The 19,176-nt window shown below is 63.7% G+C and carries 18 protein-coding genes; 2 read left to right on the top strand and 16 right to left on the bottom strand.

Annotation, left to right across the window (positions count from 1 at the left end):
• Positions 1 to 86: 86 nt before the first annotated feature.
• Genes NF616_RS03530 through NF616_RS03505 form a run of 6 tightly spaced genes read right to left on the bottom strand, consistent with a single transcriptional unit; the run spans position 87 to position 4,308 of the window.
• A complete protein-coding gene (locus NF616_RS03530) occupies positions 87 to 1,748 on the bottom strand; it encodes an acyl-CoA synthetase family protein (protein WP_252271676.1) in 1,662 nt (553 codons plus the stop codon).
• A complete protein-coding gene (locus tag NF616_RS03525; protein WP_252271675.1) occupies positions 1,745 to 2,290 on the bottom strand; it encodes a COG4648 family protein in 546 nt (181 codons plus the stop codon). The genes NF616_RS03530 and NF616_RS03525 overlap by 4 nt, the downstream gene beginning before the upstream one ends.
• A 3-nt stretch (positions 2,291 to 2,293) precedes the next feature.
• A complete protein-coding gene (locus NF616_RS03520) occupies positions 2,294 to 2,557 on the bottom strand; it encodes an acyl carrier protein (protein WP_252271674.1) in 264 nt (87 codons plus the stop codon).
• Positions 2,558 to 2,568: 11 nt separating this feature from the next.
• Positions 2,569 to 2,829, bottom strand: coding sequence for a phosphopantetheine-binding protein (locus tag NF616_RS03515; protein WP_043310266.1), 261 nt, complete (start codon positions 2,827 to 2,829; stop codon positions 2,569 to 2,571).
• On the bottom strand, positions 2,810 to 3,619 hold the full coding sequence (locus NF616_RS03510; protein WP_252271673.1) for a lysophospholipid acyltransferase family protein: 810 nt from the start codon (positions 3,617 to 3,619) through the stop codon (positions 2,810 to 2,812). The genes NF616_RS03515 and NF616_RS03510 overlap by 20 nt, the downstream gene beginning before the upstream one ends.
• On the bottom strand, positions 3,592 to 4,308 hold the full coding sequence (locus tag NF616_RS03505) for a beta-ketoacyl synthase chain length factor (protein ID WP_252271672.1): 717 nt from the start codon (positions 4,306 to 4,308) through the stop codon (positions 3,592 to 3,594). The genes NF616_RS03510 and NF616_RS03505 overlap by 28 nt, the downstream gene beginning before the upstream one ends.
• Before the next feature lie 235 nt (positions 4,309 to 4,543).
• On the opposite strand from NF616_RS03505, the gene NF616_RS03500 reads away from it, so the two are divergent.
• Entirely contained in the window at positions 4,544 to 5,308 is a 765-nt protein-coding gene (locus NF616_RS03500; protein WP_252271671.1) for a ParA family protein, read from the top strand.
• Between the two features lie 184 nt (positions 5,309 to 5,492).
• Here the strand turns inward: NF616_RS03500 and NF616_RS03495 are convergent, their stop codons facing one another.
• The 4 genes from NF616_RS03495 to NF616_RS03480 all read right to left on the bottom strand — a co-directional run bounded on the left by NF616_RS03495 (position 5,493) and on the right by NF616_RS03480 (position 9,217).
• Complete coding sequence (locus NF616_RS03495) at positions 5,493 to 6,281, bottom strand: universal stress protein (RefSeq protein ID WP_252271670.1); 789 nt, start codon at positions 6,279 to 6,281, stop codon at positions 5,493 to 5,495.
• A gap of 112 nt (positions 6,282 to 6,393) precedes the next feature.
• On the bottom strand, positions 6,394 to 6,837 hold the full coding sequence (locus NF616_RS03490) for a YiiD C-terminal domain-containing protein (RefSeq protein ID WP_252271669.1): 444 nt from the start codon (positions 6,835 to 6,837) through the stop codon (positions 6,394 to 6,396).
• Between the two features lie 88 nt (positions 6,838 to 6,925).
• A complete protein-coding gene (gene trxC, locus NF616_RS03485; RefSeq protein WP_252271668.1) occupies positions 6,926 to 7,363 on the bottom strand; it encodes a thioredoxin TrxC in 438 nt (145 codons plus the stop codon).
• A 63-nt stretch (positions 7,364 to 7,426) separates the two neighbouring features.
• Entirely contained in the window at positions 7,427 to 9,217 is a 1,791-nt protein-coding gene (locus NF616_RS03480; protein WP_252271667.1) for an SLC13 family permease, read from the bottom strand.
• A gap of 187 nt (positions 9,218 to 9,404) precedes the next feature.
• Between NF616_RS03480 and NF616_RS03475 the strand changes: the two genes are divergently transcribed.
• A complete protein-coding gene (locus tag NF616_RS03475) occupies positions 9,405 to 10,652 on the top strand; it encodes an MFS transporter (protein ID WP_252271666.1) in 1,248 nt (415 codons plus the stop codon).
• 7 nt (positions 10,653 to 10,659) lie between these two features.
• On the opposite strand, the gene NF616_RS03470 is transcribed toward NF616_RS03475, so the two are convergent.
• The 6 genes from NF616_RS03470 to NF616_RS03445 form a co-directional block, all read right to left on the bottom strand.
• Positions 10,660 to 11,283 carry a hypothetical protein gene (locus NF616_RS03470; RefSeq protein WP_252271665.1) on the bottom strand — a complete coding sequence of 208 codons (624 nt, stop codon included), beginning with the start codon at positions 11,281 to 11,283 and terminating at the stop codon, positions 10,660 to 10,662.
• Positions 11,284 to 11,848: 565 nt separating this feature from the next.
• Complete coding sequence (locus NF616_RS03465; RefSeq protein WP_252271664.1) at positions 11,849 to 12,907, bottom strand: hypothetical protein; 1,059 nt, start codon at positions 12,905 to 12,907, stop codon at positions 11,849 to 11,851.
• The gene (locus NF616_RS03460) at positions 12,908 to 14,026 is read right to left on the bottom strand and encodes a hypothetical protein (RefSeq protein WP_252271663.1); all 1,119 of its coding nucleotides are present in this window, start codon (positions 14,024 to 14,026) and stop codon (positions 12,908 to 12,910) included.
• A complete protein-coding gene (locus tag NF616_RS03455) occupies positions 14,019 to 17,492 on the bottom strand; it encodes a toxin VasX (protein ID WP_252271662.1) in 3,474 nt (1,157 codons plus the stop codon). Before NF616_RS03455 ends, NF616_RS03460 begins: the two co-directional genes overlap by 8 nt.
• Positions 17,489 to 18,385, bottom strand: a complete 897-nt coding sequence (locus NF616_RS03450; protein ID WP_252271661.1) for a DUF4123 domain-containing protein — start codon at positions 18,383 to 18,385, stop codon at positions 17,489 to 17,491. The genes NF616_RS03455 and NF616_RS03450 overlap by 4 nt, the downstream gene beginning before the upstream one ends.
• Positions 18,372 to 19,176, bottom strand: an 805-nt coding sequence (locus tag NF616_RS03445; protein ID WP_252271660.1) for a type VI secretion system Vgr family protein, incomplete at its 5' end; no start/stop codon positions are given. The genes NF616_RS03445 and NF616_RS03450, both read right to left, overlap by 14 nt.

Raw genomic sequence — 19,176 nt, 5'->3', positions numbered from 1 at the left:
AGGGTGGGCAACGCCGAAGGCTTGCCCACCATGGTGGATGGCTGCGGCCATCCACCCTACGAAGGCGGCGTCAGACACCCACAGCCTCACTGCATCGCCCCCAGCAGGATGCGCCCGGACGAGCACGGCGCCTCGCCATTGCGGTAGGCGAAGTACAACTTGCCGCGCTCGGCGTCGAAACGCAGGGTCAGCTGGATGCGGTCGCCGGGGCGCACCAATTGCTGGAACTTGAGCACTTCCATGCCGCAGAAGCGCGGCGGCAGCTCTTCGATCAGGCTACGCGCCAGCTGCTGGGCCCAGTCGATCTGCACCACGCCGGGCAGTACCGGGGTCTGCGGGAAGTGGCCGGTGAAATGGGCCAGATCCGGGGGCACGTCCAGCTCCAGCTGCCATTCGCCGTCGACCAGCTCGGCCTTGCGCGGCTCGACGCGGGTCGGGCGCGGCGCGGCGACCAGTTCGTCGACGGTGCTCTGCGCCAGCTTGCCCTGGCTGCTGTAGGGCAGCTCCAGCAGCAGTCGCCAGCGCCGCGGCAGCGCGATGGCCTCGCAGTGGCCGGCCAGGTGCTTGCGCAGGGTTTCGGTGACGGTCTTGCGGCCCCGGTTGCGCAGGGCGTGCAGGCCGGCCGGGCTCAGCGCCAGCAGGGCGCCGAGGAAGGCGCGGCCTTCCTGGATCACCCCGAGGCGGGCATCGGCGACCCATTCATGATTCAGCAGCGCCTGCTCCAGCATGGGCAGGGAAATGCGTTTTTCTTCCAGCTTGACGATGCGGTCCAGGCGCCCGCGCAGGGCGAAGCGGCCATCGGCCTGCAGCTCGGCGGCATCCGCGCTTTGCTCGATGTGCCCGGCCGGCAGGTAGGGCGAGGCGATGCGCAGGGCGCCCTCGTCGTTCAGGCCCAACTTCACGCCGGGGAACGGCTGCCACAGCTCGCCGCCCTGGCGCCAGGCGATGCCGCCGGTCTCGGAGCTGCCGTAGATCTCGCTCGGCTGTTGGCCGAGCTGGGCGCCCAGTTCGACGGAAACCTCCGCCGGCAGCGCGCCGCCGGAGGAGAACACCCGGCGGACCACGCCCAGGGCATTCCAGTCGAGGTTGTCGCCCATGCGCTTCAACAAGGCGGGACTGGCCACCCAGGCGAACGCCGGCTGGCCGAGGCTCTCGCGCTGCAGGTCTTCGGGGAAGGGCAGGGCGCGGCGCCAGAAAGGGCGGCCGGCGCACAGCGGCCAGAGCACGCGGAACAGCAGGCCGTAGATATGCTGGGCGGCGACGCTGCCGAAGATGGTCGCGCCGGCGAGATCCTGGCCCCACAGCTGTTCCAGGGCGTCGACCTCGTTGGCCAGCTGGCGCAGGGACTTGTCGATCAGCTTGGGCTCACCGCTGGAGCCGGAGGTGCACAGGGTCAGGCTACAGGTGTCGAGATTCAGGGCGGCGGGAGCCAGGGGCTCACCGTCCAGATCTACGAGCGAGTCCAGCCACAGATCGGTCTGTTCGCTCAGGCGCTGGCGGCTCTGCGCCTGGGCATCGGCCGGCAGCAGCACGGCGACCCCGGCACGCCAGGCGCCGAGCAGGGCGATGGCCAGCTCACCGGCGTCTTCCAGGTACAGCGCCACGCGCTGCACGCCGCGCGCCTGCAGCGCTCCGGCCATGCGCAGGGCGCGCTGTTGCAGCTGGGCATGGTCGAGCGCCGGCTCCAGCGCCACGGCGCGGCCGGCCAGGGGTTGCAGCAGCAGCTCGGCGAGCGGCAGCCAGGTCATCCATGCCTCCTTACTTGCTGGCGGATCAACCACTCAGCGGCAAACAACAGGCCCATCAGGGCATAGGCGATCAGCCCGGTGTACAGCATCCACCAGCTCAGCGGCGCCCACAGGGTCAGGGCCACCACCACCAGGGCGTTGGCCAGGAAGAAACCGGCCCAGACGCCGGTGACCTTGCGCGTGTAGCGCACCGCGTGCTCCGGCAGCTCCGGCTCGCGCAGGCGGGCCAGGCGTTCCACCAGCGGCGGGCCGAACTTCAGCGACAGGCCGAACAGCGCCAGCAGCATCAGGTTGAGCAGCACCGGGTACCAGCGCAGCAGCGCCGGCTCGCCAGCCAGGCCGAGCAGCGCGCAGAAGGCTAGGGCGGCGCCGGCCATCCACAGGGCGCCGGGCTTGCCGGGCTGAGTCAGGACGCGGGCCAGCCACAGGCCGCCGAGCAGGGCGGCGAACAGGCGTGGCGACAGGTGCTCCATGCCGTAGTACACGGCAAAGGGGTAGAGCAGGCCGGCCACCACCAGCAGCAGGCCAAACAGACGCCCCATGGCTTAGCCGGCGGCCGCTTCGGCGTTGACCACCTGGTACACGGCCTCGACCACGTCACCGACGGTGCGTACGGCCTTGAACTCCTCGGCGGCGATCTTCTTGCCGGTCTGGCGCTTGATGTGGTCGATCAGGTCGACGGCGTCGATGCTGTCGATTTCCAGGTCTTCGTAGAGGTTGGCGTCGAGTGTCACGCGCTCGGCGTCCAGCTCGAACAGCTCCACCAGGGCGCCCTGCAGGGTGGCGAAAATATCTTCACGGCTTTGCATCGCTAACGTCCTCAGGCGGCCTGTTTCGAGGCGACGAAAGCCGCCAGGCTGGCCACGTTGGCGAAGTGCTGGCGGGTGTCCTTGGCTTCGGCGTCGATCTTGATGCCGAAACGCTTCTGGATGGCCAGGCCCAGCTCCAGGGCGTCCACCGAATCCAGGCCCAGGCCTTCGCCGAACAGGGTCAGGTCCGCGGCGATGTCCTCGGCGGCCATGTCTTCCAGGCCCAGGGCCTCGATGATCAGGTTCTTGATCTCAGTTTGCAGATCGCTCATCTGTTGCGAGCTCCCTCATGAAGTGTTGGTGCAGATGGTCGTTGAGCTTGCGCGAGGCAATCGGCAGTGGCGCCTGCTCGGTGAATTGCCGCGGGTCGATATCCTCCCCGACCCGCAGGCGAAAATGGAAACGGCGCGACGGAATGCTGCACCACGGCTCGGCCTTGGTCAGGGTGGTCGGCGTTACGCTGATCACCACCGGGGTGACGATGCGGGCGCCGCGCACGGCGATGGCCGCCGCGCCGCGGTGGAATTCCGGCGCCTGTCCCGGCGTGGTGCGGGTGCCCTCGGGGAAGACGATCAGGGTCTGGCCCTGCTCCAGCGCGGCGGCCGCCTCTTCGAGCATGTCCATGCTGCCGCTGTTGCTGATATAGCCGGCGGCGCGAATCGGCCCACGCATGCAGGGGTCGTCCCACAGACTCTGCTTGACCACGCAGTTGGCGTCGCGGATGAAGGCGATCAGCACCACCACGTCGATCAGCGAGGGGTGGTTGGCGATCACCATCTGCCCCGGGCGGCCCAGGCGTTCGGCGCCCTCCACCTCGTAGGTCAGCACGCCGCTGCGGAACATGAACTGGACGAACCAGTAGAAGGTGCGGCTGACCACGGCGCGGGCGCGGGTGCGACGCGCCAGCGCGTCGCCGGGCAGAAGGGCCAGCAGCGGAAACACCACGAGGCGCAGCAGCACGCCGCCGACGCCGAACAGGGTGAAGCTCAGCGCGGTGGCGATCAGGCGCCACCAGTAGGGCGCGCTGTAGGGGCTCAGGCCCCGATGCGTGACCAGTTCCATTGCCGGCGTTTCCAGTGATGTTGCAGGGAATCCGCGCCGCCGCTGAGGGCGCGGACCAGTTCCAGGGCATGCGGCCAGGCGGCGCGCGGGCCGGCGCCCTCGGCGAGTTGCAGCTGCCAGTCGGCGCCCGGGCGCAGCAGCAGGGCCACGGCGTAGGGGAAGGGCACGTCGTCGATGTAGGGGCCGTAGAGCGCGGGCGGGTTTTCCTCGGCGACGATCAGCAGCACGCCGGGCGAGCCCTCGCCGAGCAGGGTGGCGGCCTCCAGCACGGCCTGCTCCAGGCCGTCGCCCTCGGCGGCCAGGGCGGTCATCTCGCTGGTATCGCCGCGCTGGATCGACCACAGGCCGATGATCGCGTTGTGCACCGAGAGGCTGAACTGGGTCGGCGAGAGCGGCTCGTCGCGGGCCAGGTCTTCGAGGATGGCCAGGGTGCGCGGGGTCTCGCCGTGGCGCGAGGCGAACACCAGCGGCAGCGGACCGGCGGCATCGGCCAGCGGCCAGGCGACATGGAAGGCCATGCGGGCCAGGCGGCTCAGGCGACGACGCTGCAGGGCCGGAAGAAAGCCGACATCGGGCTGTTCGCCGCCGTCCTGCGGGGCGAAGGGGGCCTGTTGCCAGGCGTGCCAGTCGGCTGCGCCGTCCAGGCCGGGAGCCCAGGCGCGCCAGTGTTCGATCCTGAATTGAGTCACGCTGAGAGCTCTTCTCGGCCCCTTCCCAGGGCGTCCTTGTCTACTGCGGTCCCGCCAGCGGAGGGGGTGGCCGGGACCATGGCGAGGTGCTGGCATTATCCAGACGGTGCGGGGGACGCGCAAATCCCGGCGGCGCCGTCCTGACCAGAGGTTGAACGCCGTGGCGCTTATTCCTCGCCCTTTGCCACGGCCTTTGCATAGAATCCCCAACCATCTGCAATCAGGGAGGTGTCTCATGCGGCGCGTGGTGTTCAATCAGAAAGGCGGCGTAGGCAAGTCCAGCATTGCCTGCAACCTGGCGGCGGTGAGTGCGGCCGAGGGCTATCGCACCCTGCTCATCGACCTCGACGCTCAGGCCAACTCCACCCACTACCTCACCGGCCTGACCGGCGACGAGATTCCCACCGGCATCGCCGATTTCTTCAAGCAGACGCTCTCCGCCACCGCCTTCAAGAAGGGCAAGGTGGATATCTACGAGACGCCGTACGACAACCTCCATGTGATCACCGCCACGGCCGAGCTGGCCGAGCTGCAGCCCAAGCTGGAGCAGAAGCACAAGATCAACAAGCTGCGCAAACTGCTGGAGGACCTGTCGGAGGATTACGAACGGATCTACCTGGATACCCCGCCGGCGCTGAATTTCTACACCGTTTCTGCGCTGATCGCCGCCGATCGCGTGCTGATTCCCTTCGACTGCGACAGCTTCTCGCGCAACGCCCTGTACGGCCTGCTGCAGGAGATCGAGGAGCTGAAGGAGGACCACAACGAGGATCTGCAGGTCGAGGGCATCGTGGTCAACCAGTTCCAGCCGCGCGCGACCCTGCCGCAGCAGCTGCTCGACGAGCTGGTCGCGGAAGGCCTGCCGGTGCTGCCGGTCAACCTGATGAGCTCGGTGAAGATGCGCGAGTCGCACCACGCCTGCGTTCCGCTGATTCACCTGGACCGCAGCCACAAGCTGACCCAGCAGTTCGTCGAGTTGCACAACCTGCTGGAAGGCTGAGTTTCCCAGTCATGAAAAGGCGCCCGAGGGCGCCTTTTTCATTTCTAGGGTGGAGGGCGCGCGAGCTAGAGCCAGGCTAGGCGAAATCAGGCGAGGGCGCGGAGTTTGCTCGTTGTAGATGAGCAGCCCGAGCCTGCGCGGCTCGGCCATGATTTCAACCACGCATGGCCGACGCGCAGCTGGCTCAGCGCACCACGAAGATGTCGCAGGGCGCCTTGTGCAGGTAGTGCTGCGCCAGGCTGCCGAGCAACGCCTGGGAGAGCGCGCCGCGCCCATGGCTGCCGAGGACCAGCAGCTGCGGATGCTGGCTGGCGATGTGCTCCTGCAGGGTGCGCAGGATGCTGCCGGTGCGTACTTCGTGGCTCAGCGTGGGGGTGCCCGGCGGCAGGCGCTGCGCCTCGTCGTGGAGCAACTGATCGATCAGCGCCCGCTGGGTGGGCAGCTCGCTTTCCGCGGCGTTCTTCTGCGACTCGAACACGTGCAGGGCATGGATGGCGGCCTCGCTCGGCAGCAGCAGGCAGGCCTGATGCAGCGCCGTGCAGGCGCACAGGGAGAAGTCGATGGCAGCCAGGGCGCTGCGGTAGGGCGTCGCCTCGTCGCGGGCGACCAGCAGCAACGGCACCGGGCAGCGCCGGGCGATGCGGTCCAGCGTGGTGCCGGAAAAGAACTCGTGGCGCTGGTGATGGGCGCCCAGTACCAGCAGGTCGGCGCCCGTCTGTTGCACCTGTTCCAGCACGCCTTCGGCCGGCTTGCCCTGGCACAGGCGCAGCTGGCTGCCCGGCGGGGCGAACTCGGTGAGGCTGCGGTCGAGCGCCTGTTCGATGCGCTCGCGCTCGGCCTGGTCGATCTTGGGGTCGAAGACGTGCAGCAGGGTGAGCCTGGCGTTGTGCTGGCGGGCCAGCTGGCTGGCGCGCCGCAGCGCGAGATCGGCGGTGCCGCGCAGGTCGTGCGCGATGAGGACGTGTCCTGTCATTGCATTCCCCTCGGTGCGCCCGTCCATGCGTGGCGCCAGTGAAAACCTCTGCGGGTTTTTAGAATGAGCTTTCTAAATAGACCCGCTTTGGCCCGGGGACAAGCTCCGCACGTCAGTGTTTGCGCAATTGGTACAGAGCGCTCGTTTCCGCCACCACTTCGCCACCCTCGTCGCGCAGTTGCAGCTCGAGACGGTAGTCGGCCTTGCCGTTGCGTTCGGCCTCTTCCTGGATGCGCTCGATTTCCTCGGCGGCCAGGTGCACCTCGACGCTGATGTCGCTGCTCGCCGGACGGCGGAAGCGCAGATTCATCTCCTTGATCAGCGGGTAGAAGCGCTGCACGTCGAAGCTGGTGAGGAACAGCGCGCCGCCGGGAATCTCGGCCAGGGTGAAGAGGGCGCCGGCGTAGAGGGTGCCGATGTGGTTCTGGTTGCCGGCCAGCGGCATGCGCAGGCGCACGAAGCCGGGCTCCAGCTGCTCGGCCTTGAGGCCGCAGCGTTTGACGAAATCGATCTTCTCTTCGGTGAACACGCGGGCCATCTCGGCGGGCAGTGGCATGGCGGGGCTCCTGGCGGTTTTGCCCGAGACTAGCCGCTGGTGCCGCGCCGGCAATGACCGCGGCGCTCGCCGCAGCTGACCGATCCGCTCAGGCGATGCCCTGGCTGCGCAGCCAGGCGAGCAGCTGTGGCAGCGGCAGTGCGCCGGCCTGGCGGGCCACTTCCACGCCGCCGCGGAACAGGATCAGGCTGGGGATGGAGCGGATGCCGAGCTGACCGGCCAATTGCGGGTTGGCCTCGCTGTCCAGCTTGCCCAGGCGGCAGCGGCCCTGCAGCTGGCTGGCGGCCTGCTGGAACGTCGGCGCGAAGGCCTTGCACGGCCCGCACCAGTCGGCCCAGACATCGACCAGCAGCGGCAGATCGCCCCTGAGCTGGACGGCGAAGGACGCCTGGTTGAGCTCGAAGGGTGTGCCCGGCAGCACCGCGCTCTTGCAGCGGCCGCAGCGCGGCGCATCGGCCAGGCGCTCGGTCGGGATGCGGTTGAGGCCGTTGCAGGCCGGGCAGGGGATCAGCAGAGGCTCGCTCATGATCGACTCCAGGTGGCGGTGGCCTCTATCTGGAGTCGAGCATGGCCCATTGCAAGGCAGGCGTCAGGCGGGCACCAGCGGCCAGATCAGCGGAATGACGATCATGGCGACGCCGACCATGAGGATGTTCAGCGGAATGCCGATGCGCATGAAGTCGCTGAAGCGGTAACCGCCGGCGTTGTAGACGAAGGTGTTGGTCTGATAGCCGATGGGCGTGGCGAAGCTGACGCTGGCGGCGAACATCACCGCGACCACGAACGGGCGCGGGTCCAGCCCCAGGCTTTGGGCGATGCCGATGGCTACCGGCGTGACCAGGACCGCCACGGCATTGTTCGACAGGAGTTCGGTGAGGCAGGTGGTCAGCAGATAGACGAAGCCGAGTACCAGCAGCGGGCTGGCGTTGGGCAATGCGCCCATGGTGTGGCTGACGATCAGGTCGATCAGGCCGACCTTGTCCATCGCGATGCTGATGGCCAGCATGCCGAAGATCAGGCTGAGAATCTTCCAGTCGACCGCCTTGTAGGCATCTTCCACGTCCAGGCAGCGAGTGGCGATCACCACGGCGCAGGCGATCATCGCCAGCCCCTCGATGGGCATCACCTCGAAGGCCGCCAGCAGCATCACCGCCAGCGTGGCGACGATGGCGATGGGCGCCTTGTCGCGGCGGTAGGCGCGCTCCTGCACGGTGTTGAGACTGATCAGCTCGCCGTTGTCGGCGAAGCGCTTGATCTGCGCCGGCGTGCCCTCCACCAGCATCACGTCGCCGAACTGCAGGTGGAAGTCGTCCAGGTTGCCGGAGACGTTCTCGTCCTGACGATGTACGGCCAGCACGGCGATGCCGTAGCGGGCGGTGAGGTCGAGGTCGCGCATGGGGCGGTTGCTGTAGCGGGAGCCGCGGCCGACGATGGCCTCGGCGAGAATGACGTCGTGGCTGCTGACGGTCTCGAAGGCTTCGCCGCGGTTGAAGCTCAGGCGGTTGCTCTCGCGCATGTCCACCATGTCCTTGACCTGGCCGTGCAGCACGAGCAGGTCGCCGGCCTGCAGCAGGGTGTCGCCGGTGGGCTCGGTCAGCTCCTGCTGGTCGCGGAAGATCTTCAGCACCTGCAGGCCGCTGCCACCGTTGAGGTGCGCCTCGGACAGGCTCTTGCCGATCACCGGGGAATCGTGCGGCACCAGCAACTCGGTCATGAAAGTGCGGTCGAGGTTGGGCCGCAGCTGCTTGGACAGGGTGTCCCGATCCGGCAGCAGGCGGTTACTGAACAGCATCAGATAAGCGAAGCCGACCACGCAGAAGGCCAGCGCCGCGGGCGTGATCTCGAACATGCCGAAGGGCTCGAGGCCGGCCTTGCGTGCCACGCCATCAACCAGGATGTTGGTGGAGGTGCCGATCATGGTCAGCATGCCGCCGAGCACGGTGGCGAACGACAGGGGAATCAACAGCTTGGACGGCGAGCCGTTGGCGCGCTTGGCCAGGGCGATGGCCACGGGAGTGAGGATGGCCACCACCGGTGTGTTGTTGAGGAAGGCCGAAATGGTCAGCGCCGTGAGCATCAGCCCGGCCAGGACGCGCACCGGGTCGTTGCCCACCAGGTTGCCCAGCCAGTTGCCCAGGGCGTCGATGCAGCCGGTGCGCTCCAGCGCCGCGGAGAGCACGAACATGCAGGCGATGGTGGCCGGCGCAGAGTTGCTCAGCACACCCAGCACCTCGCCGGGCGTGAGAATCTGCGTCACCAGCAGCGCCGCCACGGCAATGGCCGCGACCACGTCGGGGCTCCACTTCTCGCGAACGAAGGAAACCAGCAGCCAGACCAGCAGGGCCGCGACGAACATCAGGGAAAGAGAGTCCCAGGGCATGGGCGTCCTTACGCGTGCGAATCTCGTGTGAGGTATCGGGACGCTCTGGAGCGGCCTCGCAGGGGCGAGAAGATAAGGCTTGGACCTTAGATAGTCTAAGAATGTTTTTGGAGGTTTATATTCTATTTCGTGCGGTGCATTCTGCCGCTTCGTGGCCGCGTCATACCCATTCAGAGGGACTTTATCCGTGACCCCAACCTCCCGCCCTGGCAGCACCATGCTGGTACTGCTCGCCTCTCTCTACTGCGCGCAGGGCCTGCCGTCGGGGCTGGTCGCCCACTCGCTGCCGGTGCTGCTACGGCAGAACGGCGTCGACCTGGCGCTGATCGGGCTGCTCAAATTGCTCGCGTTGCCCTGGTTGCTCAAGGTGCTGTGGGCGCCCTGGGTCGACCGCATCGGCTCGCGCCGCTTGGGTCATCACCGCGGCTGGATTCTGCCGCTGCAGGGCGTGGTGGTTCTATGCCTGGCCGGCCTTGCCCTGATTGCACCGCAAGCGCTGTTTGGCAGCGCGTTCTGGCTGCTGCTGGGCACGCTGCTGATCATCAACCTGAGCGCTGCTACGCAGGACGTGGCCACCGATGGCCTGGCCGTGCGCCTGCTGCCGGAGCGCTGGCGTGGCCTGGGCAACAGCCTGCAGGTGGGCGGCTACAAGGTGGGCATGCTGGCCAGCGGCAGCGGCCTGCTGCTGGTGATCGGTGGTCTGGGCTGGAATCTTTCTATTGGCCTGTTGGCGGGTGCCTTGCTGCTACTGACCCTGCCGATCTGGCTATTTCCCGAGAAGCGCCTGCTGCCACAGTACATCGAGCAGTCCGAACCCGCCGGCCCCGGTTTGCTTTGGCGACACTACAAGGGGCTGCTGGCCCAGCCGGGCATGCTGGCCTGGTTGGCGGTGGTTCTGACGTTCAAGCTTGGCGACGCCCTCGGCTCGCCGATGATCAAGCCGATGCTGGTGGATCAGGGTTGGGACACCACTGCCCTTGGCCAGCTGACCCTGATCAGCAGCCTGGCCGGCATCGGCGGCGCCTTGCTCGGTGGCCTGCTCTACGCGCGCATCGGCGCCCTTCGGTCTTTATTGGTCTTTGGCGCGCTGCAGGCCCTGGGTATTGCCGGCATGGCACTGCTGGTGGGGCGAGGCGGCGATGCAGGGCTGGTCTACGCGGTCTCGCTGTTCGAGCAGGCCGCCGATGGGATGTCCACCGTCGCCCTGTTCGCCGTGATGATGCGCATGTGCCGCCCCGAACACGAGGGTGCGGACTTCACTCTGCAGGCCAGTGCGCAGGTGCTGCTGGCAGGTGTGGTGGGAGCGTGCAGCGGGGTGGTGGCCAAGGTGGTGGGATATCAGGGGCTGTTCCTTGGGGCGGCGTTGTTGGGGTTAGCCATGCTTGTGTGGGTGGTTCGCCATTTTCGAGGTCAAGGGCAGCCCAAGGCTGCCTAGGTTATCGCTACTCCGTTGAATATTCGCCTTTCCACTGAGCGTTGCATGCGGCTATTTCGCTCTGTGGACCCACAAGATGAATGTCTATCCTGTGGGGCATCAATGGGGACAGTCGCTGTAAATCGCTCATCACCAAGTGCAATGGGCGGAAGGTATTGATCAGCAAGTGTGGAAACTCACCTGAGCGAGAGGTCTTGATACGGTATTGTCTCCAGCGATGTGTTCCGTGCCGCCCTTCATGCACTGTCTTTGATTCCAGAGTAATCGACTCGATTTCGGCAAACGGAATCCGGATAGCGGTACTGAGCTCTGGAAAGTGACCACACTCGAACTCTAGTAGAAGGCCATCCTGTTCCGCATATGCCTCGACCCTGTCCGGCGGTATGCCACGCTCAAGCCACCAGAAAACTGCAAAAGGGAGGATCGGCGTCGCTATGAGCATGATGCACGCTAACCAGCCCTGCTCTGTCACCAGGCCCAACACGAATAGCCCGAATGGAATCAGGGCACATGCGCTGAAGACTTTCCCTCGGTGGGTGTTTGGCTGGCGCACCAGTGGCTTGAAACGATCAAATTCGTTGTCGGTGAAGTGAGCGTTGTTGGCGAAAAGTCGAATCCGTTTCTGCTGCATGGCCGTTCCCTGAGTAATTTGATCCACCGCTCCGCTGATGCTGCTGGTATAGATTGTGTTGGAGTAATGGTTAACCCCCCATCTTTGTCTTAAATGCTTAGCGCCGAGCTACCCGTTCGGCCTTCTCGGCTTTGGGAAAACTGGCCTTGGGCAGGTGACCGAACCACTCGGACCTGGCAAGGTATGGTCCAATCGGTGAAGCACCGCAACAGCCACCAGCTGCGATAGCGGATAAAGCCGAGTTCTTCGCGGCAGATATCGCAGGTTGCCCGGAAATAGGCCAGGCTGCCTTCCTCATACTCGGCGGGTGGTGTGGAGGCAGGGCGTCGGGGCCTTGTTCCATATATACCCGCAGTGCCTCCCACTCGCTAATGGCGAACACCAGACTAGGAGCTGGCGCGCTAGCCAGTACATCTGCCCTTCCAGGGTGTCGTGAAATCCTAGACGTAAGGCGAAATGGGTGTTGATGGTCTGCTCCACCGAGACGCAGGCCGTTAGATCTTCCCAAAGGATAAAAGCCAGCCGATCCACTGCGGGGCGATACGGGTGTGCCACAGAGCATGCTCTAACCTGCTGTGGCAGGTGATTCGGTGGCTGGGTCTGCGAATTTGATCTGGTAGTAGTCCAGCAGGTTTTGGCCCTTAGCAAAGGCCTTGCGGATTTCGGCGCTTTCTTTGAGCAGGGCTTCGCTCGGCTTGGCCTGCCGCTCGTCGGGCAAGGGTTGCGACCAGTCCAGCACCTCCTGTGGAAAGACGGCCTTGGGACGGCGGTTGACCCATTGGGCAATGTGGCAGGGTAAGGTCCAGCCGCTGCAGAAATGGATGACCAGAAAACCGAAGGCATAACGTGGCCACCAGTGTTCCTTGCGGTACACGCCCCGGCACATATTGAAGTAGGCCACGGTACCTTCCTGGAACTCTTCATCGGACAGTACCGGCGTGGGCAGGGCCGCAGGGCCTTCTTCCATATACACCCGAATGGCTTCCCACTCGCTGACCACCAGGCCCAGGTTGCCGCCGGGGATGGTGACCCAATAGACATCGCCGCTACTGGCGTCACGCAGGCCGAGCATTAGGGCAAAGCTGGGCATGACAGCGTACTGGGTGACGATCTGGCTGGCCGAAACGCAGGCGATCACCTCTTCCCAGGGCACATAGACAGGGGCTTCGCCGCGAAACACCAGGGCCACTTCGCGGCGCTGGCGGTTAAAACGCACGGGCGAGCGAGAACCAAGATTGCGGATAATGCGAAACATGTTGTAGCCGGCCAAGGCGGCAATGCAGGCAATAAAGCCCCACATAAACGGGTTAAGTTCGTAATGCAGCCAACTGGGCCAGAATGGCTCTTTATCCCGTCGTAGCCAGGCAGCCAAACCCGCCGTAAAGGAGTGCAATATCACCAGCGTCATGACTGAGCCGATATAGGTCCTAGCGGCGAACTCGACGCTGGCCTGGCCGGCGCCCACATCCAGGAAAACTTCATTGGCCTCCTGATGCAGGTTCTGCCCGCTGAAGGCCGGCATGCCAGTGGGCACCGGCCTGGGCGCCAGGTAGAACACCTCGGTGCCGGCTTCGCGCTCGAAGTCCCCGGCTTGAGGCAGGCGTTCGCACGGGCTACTAGACATTCAGCTGGCGACCTCGCCGTTTGCCGGGCGACTTTTGCCCTTGCCACGGCGTTTGCGACTCGACGATATGTTGGTGGGTATGTTTTCCGCTGATTCGCTGAAAGAGGCCTTGAAGTACTGCATAAAATCCAGGCCGCGGGCGTAGGCGGCCTGGACTTCGGCGCTTTGTTTCAACAGTTCTACGCTAGGTTTTACCCATTGCTCGGCTGGCAGGGGTTGAGACCATTCGCGAACGGCTTTGGGAAAGCCGGCCTTGGGCAGGTGACTGAACCATTCGGCAACACGGCAGGGGATGGTCCAGCCAGTGAAGAGCTGCAGCAGCCACCAGCTGCGGTAGCGGATAAAGCCGAGCTCTTCGTGGTAGATATCGCAGGCCGCTCGGAAGTAAGCCAGGCTGCCTTCTTCATACTCGGCTGGCGGTGGTGGTGGCAGGGCGTTGGGGCCTTGCTCCATATAGGCCCGCAGTGCCTCCCACTCGCTGATGGCGAACACCAGGCTGGGAGCTGGCACGCTAAGCCAGTACATCTGCCCTTCCAGGGTGTCGCGAAATCCTAGACGTAAGGCGAAATGGGTGTTAAGCGCATATTGGGTGATGGTCTGCTCCACCGAGACGCAGGCGATTAGATCTTCCCAAGGGATAAAAGCCGGTTTGCCCTTGGCAGGGGCATAGCAGACTTCACGGCGTTGGCGATTGAAGCGTATGGGGGGATGTCGGGTTTCCTGATGGACGGCATAGGCGAAGATGCCGCCAAAGACTGTGGCGAAGAACAATATAAAGAGCCACATGTACCAGTTCATAAAAAAGAACTTCAGAACAAAGTCCCAGATAGATGAGCCACGATCAACATAGTCAACCCATCCCAGGAAAGCGGTGCATGTAAAGAAAAAGACTAAGCCTGCGATAAGGGTCCCCATGGTGACCCGTACGCCGAACTCGATACGCCCAGTGCCTTGGGCAAAATCCAGGTAGGTGGAGTTGATTTCACGGTGCATCTGTTGGGCACTGATTGCGGCTTGACCGGTCGGCACTGGGCGGGGGGCCAGATAGAGAATTTCCAGGCCCGGTTGGCGCTCGATATCGCCGGCTTGAGGTAGGCGTTCGTATTGGCTGTCAGGCATGCAGGTGCTCCGGCATGATCGTGATGAATGTCGTCGTCGAGCTAAGTGGTGGGCTGGTCTTGGCCGCGGTGATCGGCTTTTTCAGTTGGGTCATCACCAAGGGCAGGCTGTAATGCAGGTAGCCTTTATCGCCCAGCAGCGGTTTTGCAGCCATCTCCGGCTGGCAGACCAAGCGTAGCGATAACATGCTTTGTGGGCCGAACCAGTCAATAGGTAGACGTAATTCCAGGGCCAGGGGCTCGCGACTGATCACGCGCAGGCTATCGCGTAGCTCTTGCCCCACATCCCGCACATGTTCAAACCCGCCGCGCAGTTCGGCGGTCCAGAACAAGGGGTGCTCCGCCAGGCTGGCGGCACGTAGGCCGGGCACATCTAGGCGATAGCTACGCCACAGTTCGCCGTCGCCGCGGTCTTGAGTCGGGCCGATTTCACTTATCAAGGGTTTCAAAGTTGCCTCGGCCAGCGCCTGGTAGTGACTGGTCCAGTCCCAGGCCATGTCCTCGTGGCCCCAGCAGCTCTGCAATAGCCAGCGCTGATGATCGTCCAGGTTGAAGTAGTTGTAGAGCGTTTCGCCGCCAAGCTGGAGACCGGTAAAGGCCAGTCCCCAGGGGCTGATACGGGTGGCAAATGTCATGAAACGCACGCCGCGGGTTGCCCAGGCGGCGGACAGCGCGGCGCGCCTGGTTAGGGCCGGTGTTTCCCCCATTAGCACTGTGGCTTCGCGACCCAGCAGGAAAATATCCATTCCTCCTTTGATAGTGGTCGCGGCACCGACCGTGGTGCTACCTATATCGCCGGCCAGGGCCATGGCCGCACCAACTCTTTCGCCTGTGGTTCCCGTAAGCAGGGCATCGGTCCATTTGTTCCAGTTCTGCAAGGTGGTGCCGAGGGCTGCGAGTGTGGCAAAGAAGCTGATGGGCGTACCCAGAGCCAGGCCTAACTTGCCGAGGCGGACTGAGAAGAGCGCTCCTGAGCGTGGCTGGGTACTGGTATTCAGAGCCTTGAGCACGGTATCCACCATGGCGGTATGGGCGCCTTGGTAGATGGACAAACCTGCGGAAACAGTGCCTGAGAGTGCCCCTGCCATAATGAAGAACTCTTTAGGTGTTCTTTGATCTGCTCCGAGGGCGCGCCATGTACCCAGCGCTGCTATGGCATTCTGTATTTGCGCATAGAACAACACGCTGGGCAGCCAGGCGCTCTTGAAGGCGGCCTTATAAGTACCGGCAGTGCCATAGCCCTTGAGCTGGCCGCTGCTCATGCGGCGTATCTCGTTCTCCAGAGCGGCCTGCTGGGCCGAGTCCAGGCCACGAATACGCACTCCATTGTGACCCTGGGCCAGGGTGCTGGTTGGGCTAAGGTTGCTTTCCAGTTGCAGGCGGAGTTTGTCGCGCTGGCTACGAATTTGAACCAGTTGCTGGTTATAGGCTTGTTTGAGCCTCTTAGCCTGTTCTCGCTGCGCGGGGGAAAGTCTGCGTTTCTTACTGTCGCGTTTGGCTTGATCGCGCTTGACGACCAGTTCGTCCTCGGTGTTGACCAAGTTGTTGAAGTCAGCCAGCGTGGTGGTGAAGCGTTGGACCTCATCCGGTTTGGCCGGGGCCAGCCAGGCTTCTTGTTGTCGCAGCGCGAGCAGTTGACCAAGGCGCTGGCCGTTGTTGGCATGTTTGTCGAACTCATCTAGCAGTTTATCCAGGTTGCCGGTCTGGAGTTGCGCCTGGGCTTTTTGCAGCCATTTGTCGGTGCGCATGGCAAGCGCCGGCACATAAGCCGCATTGACCACCAGGCTAACCTGCTGAGCCTGAGGCGACAGACTCAGGCTTTTGGCCCAATAGCTGCCTAGTAGCCCGTCGATATCGTCCTGTTTGGCCAGCGCCTTGGCCATGGCCTTTTTGACATTACCGACCTTCTCCAGCCACTTGGCGATTTTGGGGATCTGCTTGGAGAGAAATGCTTCGGTAAGGCGAGTTTGAAAGGCTGGCAGCACATAGTAGGGGTAGGTGTGGAAGTACTCGCCGATGGCAGCGAGACTTTCCTCGGTACGGCAAAGATCACGGACGCAGTTCTGCTCTGTCACCAACGCGGCCATCAACTGGTCGGGATGGTCTGGATCGAAGTACCAGGCACTTCGGTGGAATTCGCCTTTGGTGAAGATGGTTATCCGGTCGTTGGTGATACGGTCCAGGCGGGCAGTCCAGCGCTTGAGGTAAATACGCTCGCCTTCGAGGTATTTCTTCATTTCCTCGTGGCGCACCAGGTCGTGGATGCCGCGTGCGCCCCAGCCTTTACCCTCCAGGGTCCCTTCGTGCTGGTCTTCGAGCTTTTCGATATCGTCCTCGAGCTCGTCGTGCAGCTTTTCACCGAGGCTGTCGATCATGGCTTGCTTTTTTGCATCCATGTTCCGCTTGGCTGCAATGGTGCGAGGATCGGGTACGACATTGCGGGTGTAGTAGCCGCCAACCTTTTCCGCTACCGGGGGCCGGCGTTTCTCCCATAACCACTTATTACGGGCCTCGATATATGCGTAGATTTTCTCGCGTTGGGCAGGAGTGGTTTTATTGAACAAGTCATCACTTGTGCCTGCTTGGCGAGCGGTGGAGTTGTTCACTGTCATCAGCGTTTCGATATAACTGCCGATAACGTACTTGAGCTCCTTGCGTTGCTGACCGACCCAGTGGTCGATCCAGCCGACGACCTTGTCCTGCTCGTCGGCCAGGTCGCGCATGACGCCGATGCTGTCCTTGAGCACCAGATAGAGGTGGTCATGCTCGTACTTGGGCAGCAGGGCTTTCTTGACTTCGCCGAGCTGGGTCTTGCGATAGAGCTGCTGGTGCTCCCAGCAGTAGTCCTGGCTTTCCTCGGGGTGGGCGCCCGCTGGAGCTTTGGTGGCGGCTGGTTGTTCGGCCAGCTCCGCTATCCATTTGGCGGCCTGTTTTTCGGTCAGGAGGTGGGGGCCACCTTTTTCGCAATCGGCCTTTGTCAGATCAATCACTTGCATGAAGTGGTCGCGTTCGGCTCGGCTCTTGAGCATCTGTGAGCATTTGAATGCAGTCCACTGCACTTCCGAAAAACCGACATGTAAGGTACTTCCGCGCGGAAAGACCAGGCGATCATCGGTCAGGTTGCCTTGGCGCTTGTCCTGATCGGCTTCCTTGCCTTTCCAGAGAAACTTGGTGACGAGGCCTTTCTCGACCCGGTACTCATGCAAATAGCCGGTGCTGTTATCAATCACATACAACCAGCCATCTCGCAGCAAGCGGATGCCCAGTGGCCTCGATCTAAGTTTGTAAGGCACAGCAACTTCGCTGGCCGGATCCAGGCGTTCGACCAGTCCATAGCGCAGTGGCAGCAGTTGCACCTTGTTCTTCATCAACGGGCAGGCACCGCTTGTGGCCTTGGCGTCGCTGCTGCTCTTGGGGGCCAGGTTGGGATTCTTGCCGCTGCTACGCGGCGGTTGCTGGGCGGTCATGTGGGATTCCTTTCCATGGACTCGGCGCGCTCGCTGGCCAGCTCGGCGGCCTGCTCGATACGCTGTTCGGGCGATGCTGCGGAGGGCGTATTTAGCAAGGCAGCGATGTCAGCGTGCCGCTCCAGGGCATGCTCGCCGAGAAAGCCAAAAATGTTGGCGTATAGGGTGATGGCTCGCTCGCTGTTGAAGCCGCGCGCATAGGCATTCGAGGCAAGCCCGTGTAAATGTTGCCAGCGCTCCGGGCCCAACAGCTGGGGCTGGTAGTTGGGGAAGAACTCCTGCATATGGGCATCGAGCTGGATAACGCAGCTGCGCAGGCTGACTTCGCCTAGCAATTCCAACTGATCCTCGGAGAGTTGGTAGGGTCGCTCCCGCGAGATTCTGGTGGCGGTCGCTGGGCGGGAATACTGGCACCAGGCATGTTTCGTGCGGTCGACCAGGGCAATTTGCTCGAACGGTCCGAACAGTGTGGCGTCGCCGATTTGTTCTGCATGTCCGAGCAAAGCCCCGGCTACCGCTGGATCAGCCAAGCGCAGGAGCATCTCTTCGCCCAGTGGGTGCTTGACGCTGCTCAGCCAGCGGAGGTGTGCCAACTGTTCCTCCCAGCTGGCCTTGCTGAACAGCAGATAGCCCCATTCCTCATCGGCATGCTGCAGATGCTGAGCGAGAGTCGAATCGCCAGTGCCACTCAGGCGCACCAGGCAAGGAGATACGTCGCTCAGATCGGACCAGCGGGTACCTGTGTAGAGCGGTTCGAAGTCGGGTTCGGAGTTCCATTCGTAGAGTTGGCGTGGCAGCTCTTCCACGCTGATGCCATCGAGCAGCAGGCTTGCCTGACCATCCCATGGTAACCCTGCCGGTAGTTCGAATAGGCGGCGGTCATTGCTCGGCATCCGCAGCCTCCCGCTTGGCTGCTTCGCAGATGGCGCACAGCGGCTTCTTCTGCATCAGCGCCTGGCGCTGAGCTTGAATCAGCAGCTCGCCAGCCTTGTCGCTGTCTGCCGCCAGTGCCTTGCCCGGCAGGATGGGCGCCGCGCCGCTACCACTACCCGGCCCGCCGCCCGAGTTGATCTTGATCTGCGGGCCGACCAGGGTGACGCCGCTGGCGTCCAGTTTGATGAAGCTGCCGGCGGCCTTGAAGGTAAGTTCGGCGCCGGCTTCGAGAACGACCTTGAGGCCGCTGGAGAGGTGGATCTCGTTACCCGCCTCGATGAACTGCCCCGTGCCCAGCTTCACGTGCTGGTTGGTGCCCACGGTCAGGTGGTCGTTGGCACGGATCTCGGTCTTGCGGTCCTTGTGGGTAGTGCGGTGTTCCTCGGCCTTCAGCTCGGTGTAGCTGTTGGCCTCGACGGTGTCGTGGCGTTCGTGGCCGATGCGGATCTTCTGGTCGTGCTCGACGTTCTCGTCCCAGTCCTTCTGGGCGTGGATGTAGATCTGCTCCTGGCCCTTGCGGTCCTCGATGCGCAGCTCGTTGTAGCCACCGCCGCCCGGACTGCTCAGGGTCTTGAATACGGTCCGGGTCTTGTTCGCCGGCAGGTCGTAGGGGACCACATGCTCCTTGTGGTACAGGCAGCCGGTGACCAAAGGTTGGTCGGGATCGCCTTCGAGGAAGGTGACCAGCACTTCCATGCCGATGCGCGGAATGGCGATGCCACCGTAGCGGTCGCCGGCCCAGCTCGAACTC

Source organism: Pseudomonas subflava (genome assembly GCF_023823685.1).
GTDB classification, from domain to species: domain Bacteria; phylum Pseudomonadota; class Gammaproteobacteria; order Pseudomonadales; family Pseudomonadaceae; genus Aquipseudomonas; species Aquipseudomonas subflava.
This window is presented reverse-complemented; position numbering and strand designations above follow the sequence as displayed.

Excerpts from the sequence above, each read along its gene's own strand:
- NF616_RS03470 (WP_252271665.1), bottom strand. The coding sequence starts at position 11,283 with ATGCAGCAGAAACGGATTCGACTTTTCGCCAACAACGCTCACTTCACC.
- NF616_RS03490 (WP_252271669.1), bottom strand. The coding sequence starts at position 6,837 with ATGCCACTGCCCGCCGAGATGGCCCGCGTGTTCACCGAAGAGAAGATC.
- NF616_RS03465 (WP_252271664.1), bottom strand. The coding sequence starts at position 12,907 with ATGTCTAGTAGCCCGTGCGAACGCCTGCCTCAAGCCGGGGACTTCGAG.
- NF616_RS03525 (WP_252271675.1), bottom strand. The coding sequence starts at position 2,290 with ATGGGGCGTCTGTTTGGCCTGCTGCTGGTGGTGGCCGGCCTGCTCTAC.
- NF616_RS03455 (WP_252271662.1), bottom strand. The coding sequence starts at position 17,492 with ATGACCGCCCAGCAACCGCCGCGTAGCAGCGGCAAGAATCCCAACCTG.
- trxC (WP_252271668.1), bottom strand. The coding sequence starts at position 7,363 with ATGAGCGAGCCTCTGCTGATCCCCTGCCCGGCCTGCAACGGCCTCAAC.
- NF616_RS03450 (WP_252271661.1), bottom strand. The coding sequence starts at position 18,385 with ATGCCGAGCAATGACCGCCGCCTATTCGAACTACCGGCAGGGTTACCA.
- NF616_RS03515 (WP_043310266.1), bottom strand. The coding sequence starts at position 2,829 with ATGAGCGATCTGCAAACTGAGATCAAGAACCTGATCATCGAGGCCCTG.
- NF616_RS03510 (WP_252271673.1), bottom strand. The coding sequence starts at position 3,619 with ATGGAACTGGTCACGCATCGGGGCCTGAGCCCCTACAGCGCGCCCTAC.
- NF616_RS03480 (WP_252271667.1), bottom strand. The coding sequence starts at position 9,217 with ATGCCCTGGGACTCTCTTTCCCTGATGTTCGTCGCGGCCCTGCTGGTC.
- NF616_RS03460 (WP_252271663.1), bottom strand. The coding sequence starts at position 14,026 with ATGCCTGACAGCCAATACGAACGCCTACCTCAAGCCGGCGATATCGAG.
- NF616_RS03520 (WP_252271674.1), bottom strand. The coding sequence starts at position 2,557 with ATGCAAAGCCGTGAAGATATTTTCGCCACCCTGCAGGGCGCCCTGGTG.
- NF616_RS03500 (WP_252271671.1), top strand. The coding sequence starts at position 4,544 with ATGCGGCGCGTGGTGTTCAATCAGAAAGGCGGCGTAGGCAAGTCCAGC.
- NF616_RS03495 (WP_252271670.1), bottom strand. The coding sequence starts at position 6,281 with ATGACAGGACACGTCCTCATCGCGCACGACCTGCGCGGCACCGCCGAT.
- NF616_RS03530 (WP_252271676.1), bottom strand. The coding sequence starts at position 1,748 with ATGACCTGGCTGCCGCTCGCCGAGCTGCTGCTGCAACCCCTGGCCGGC.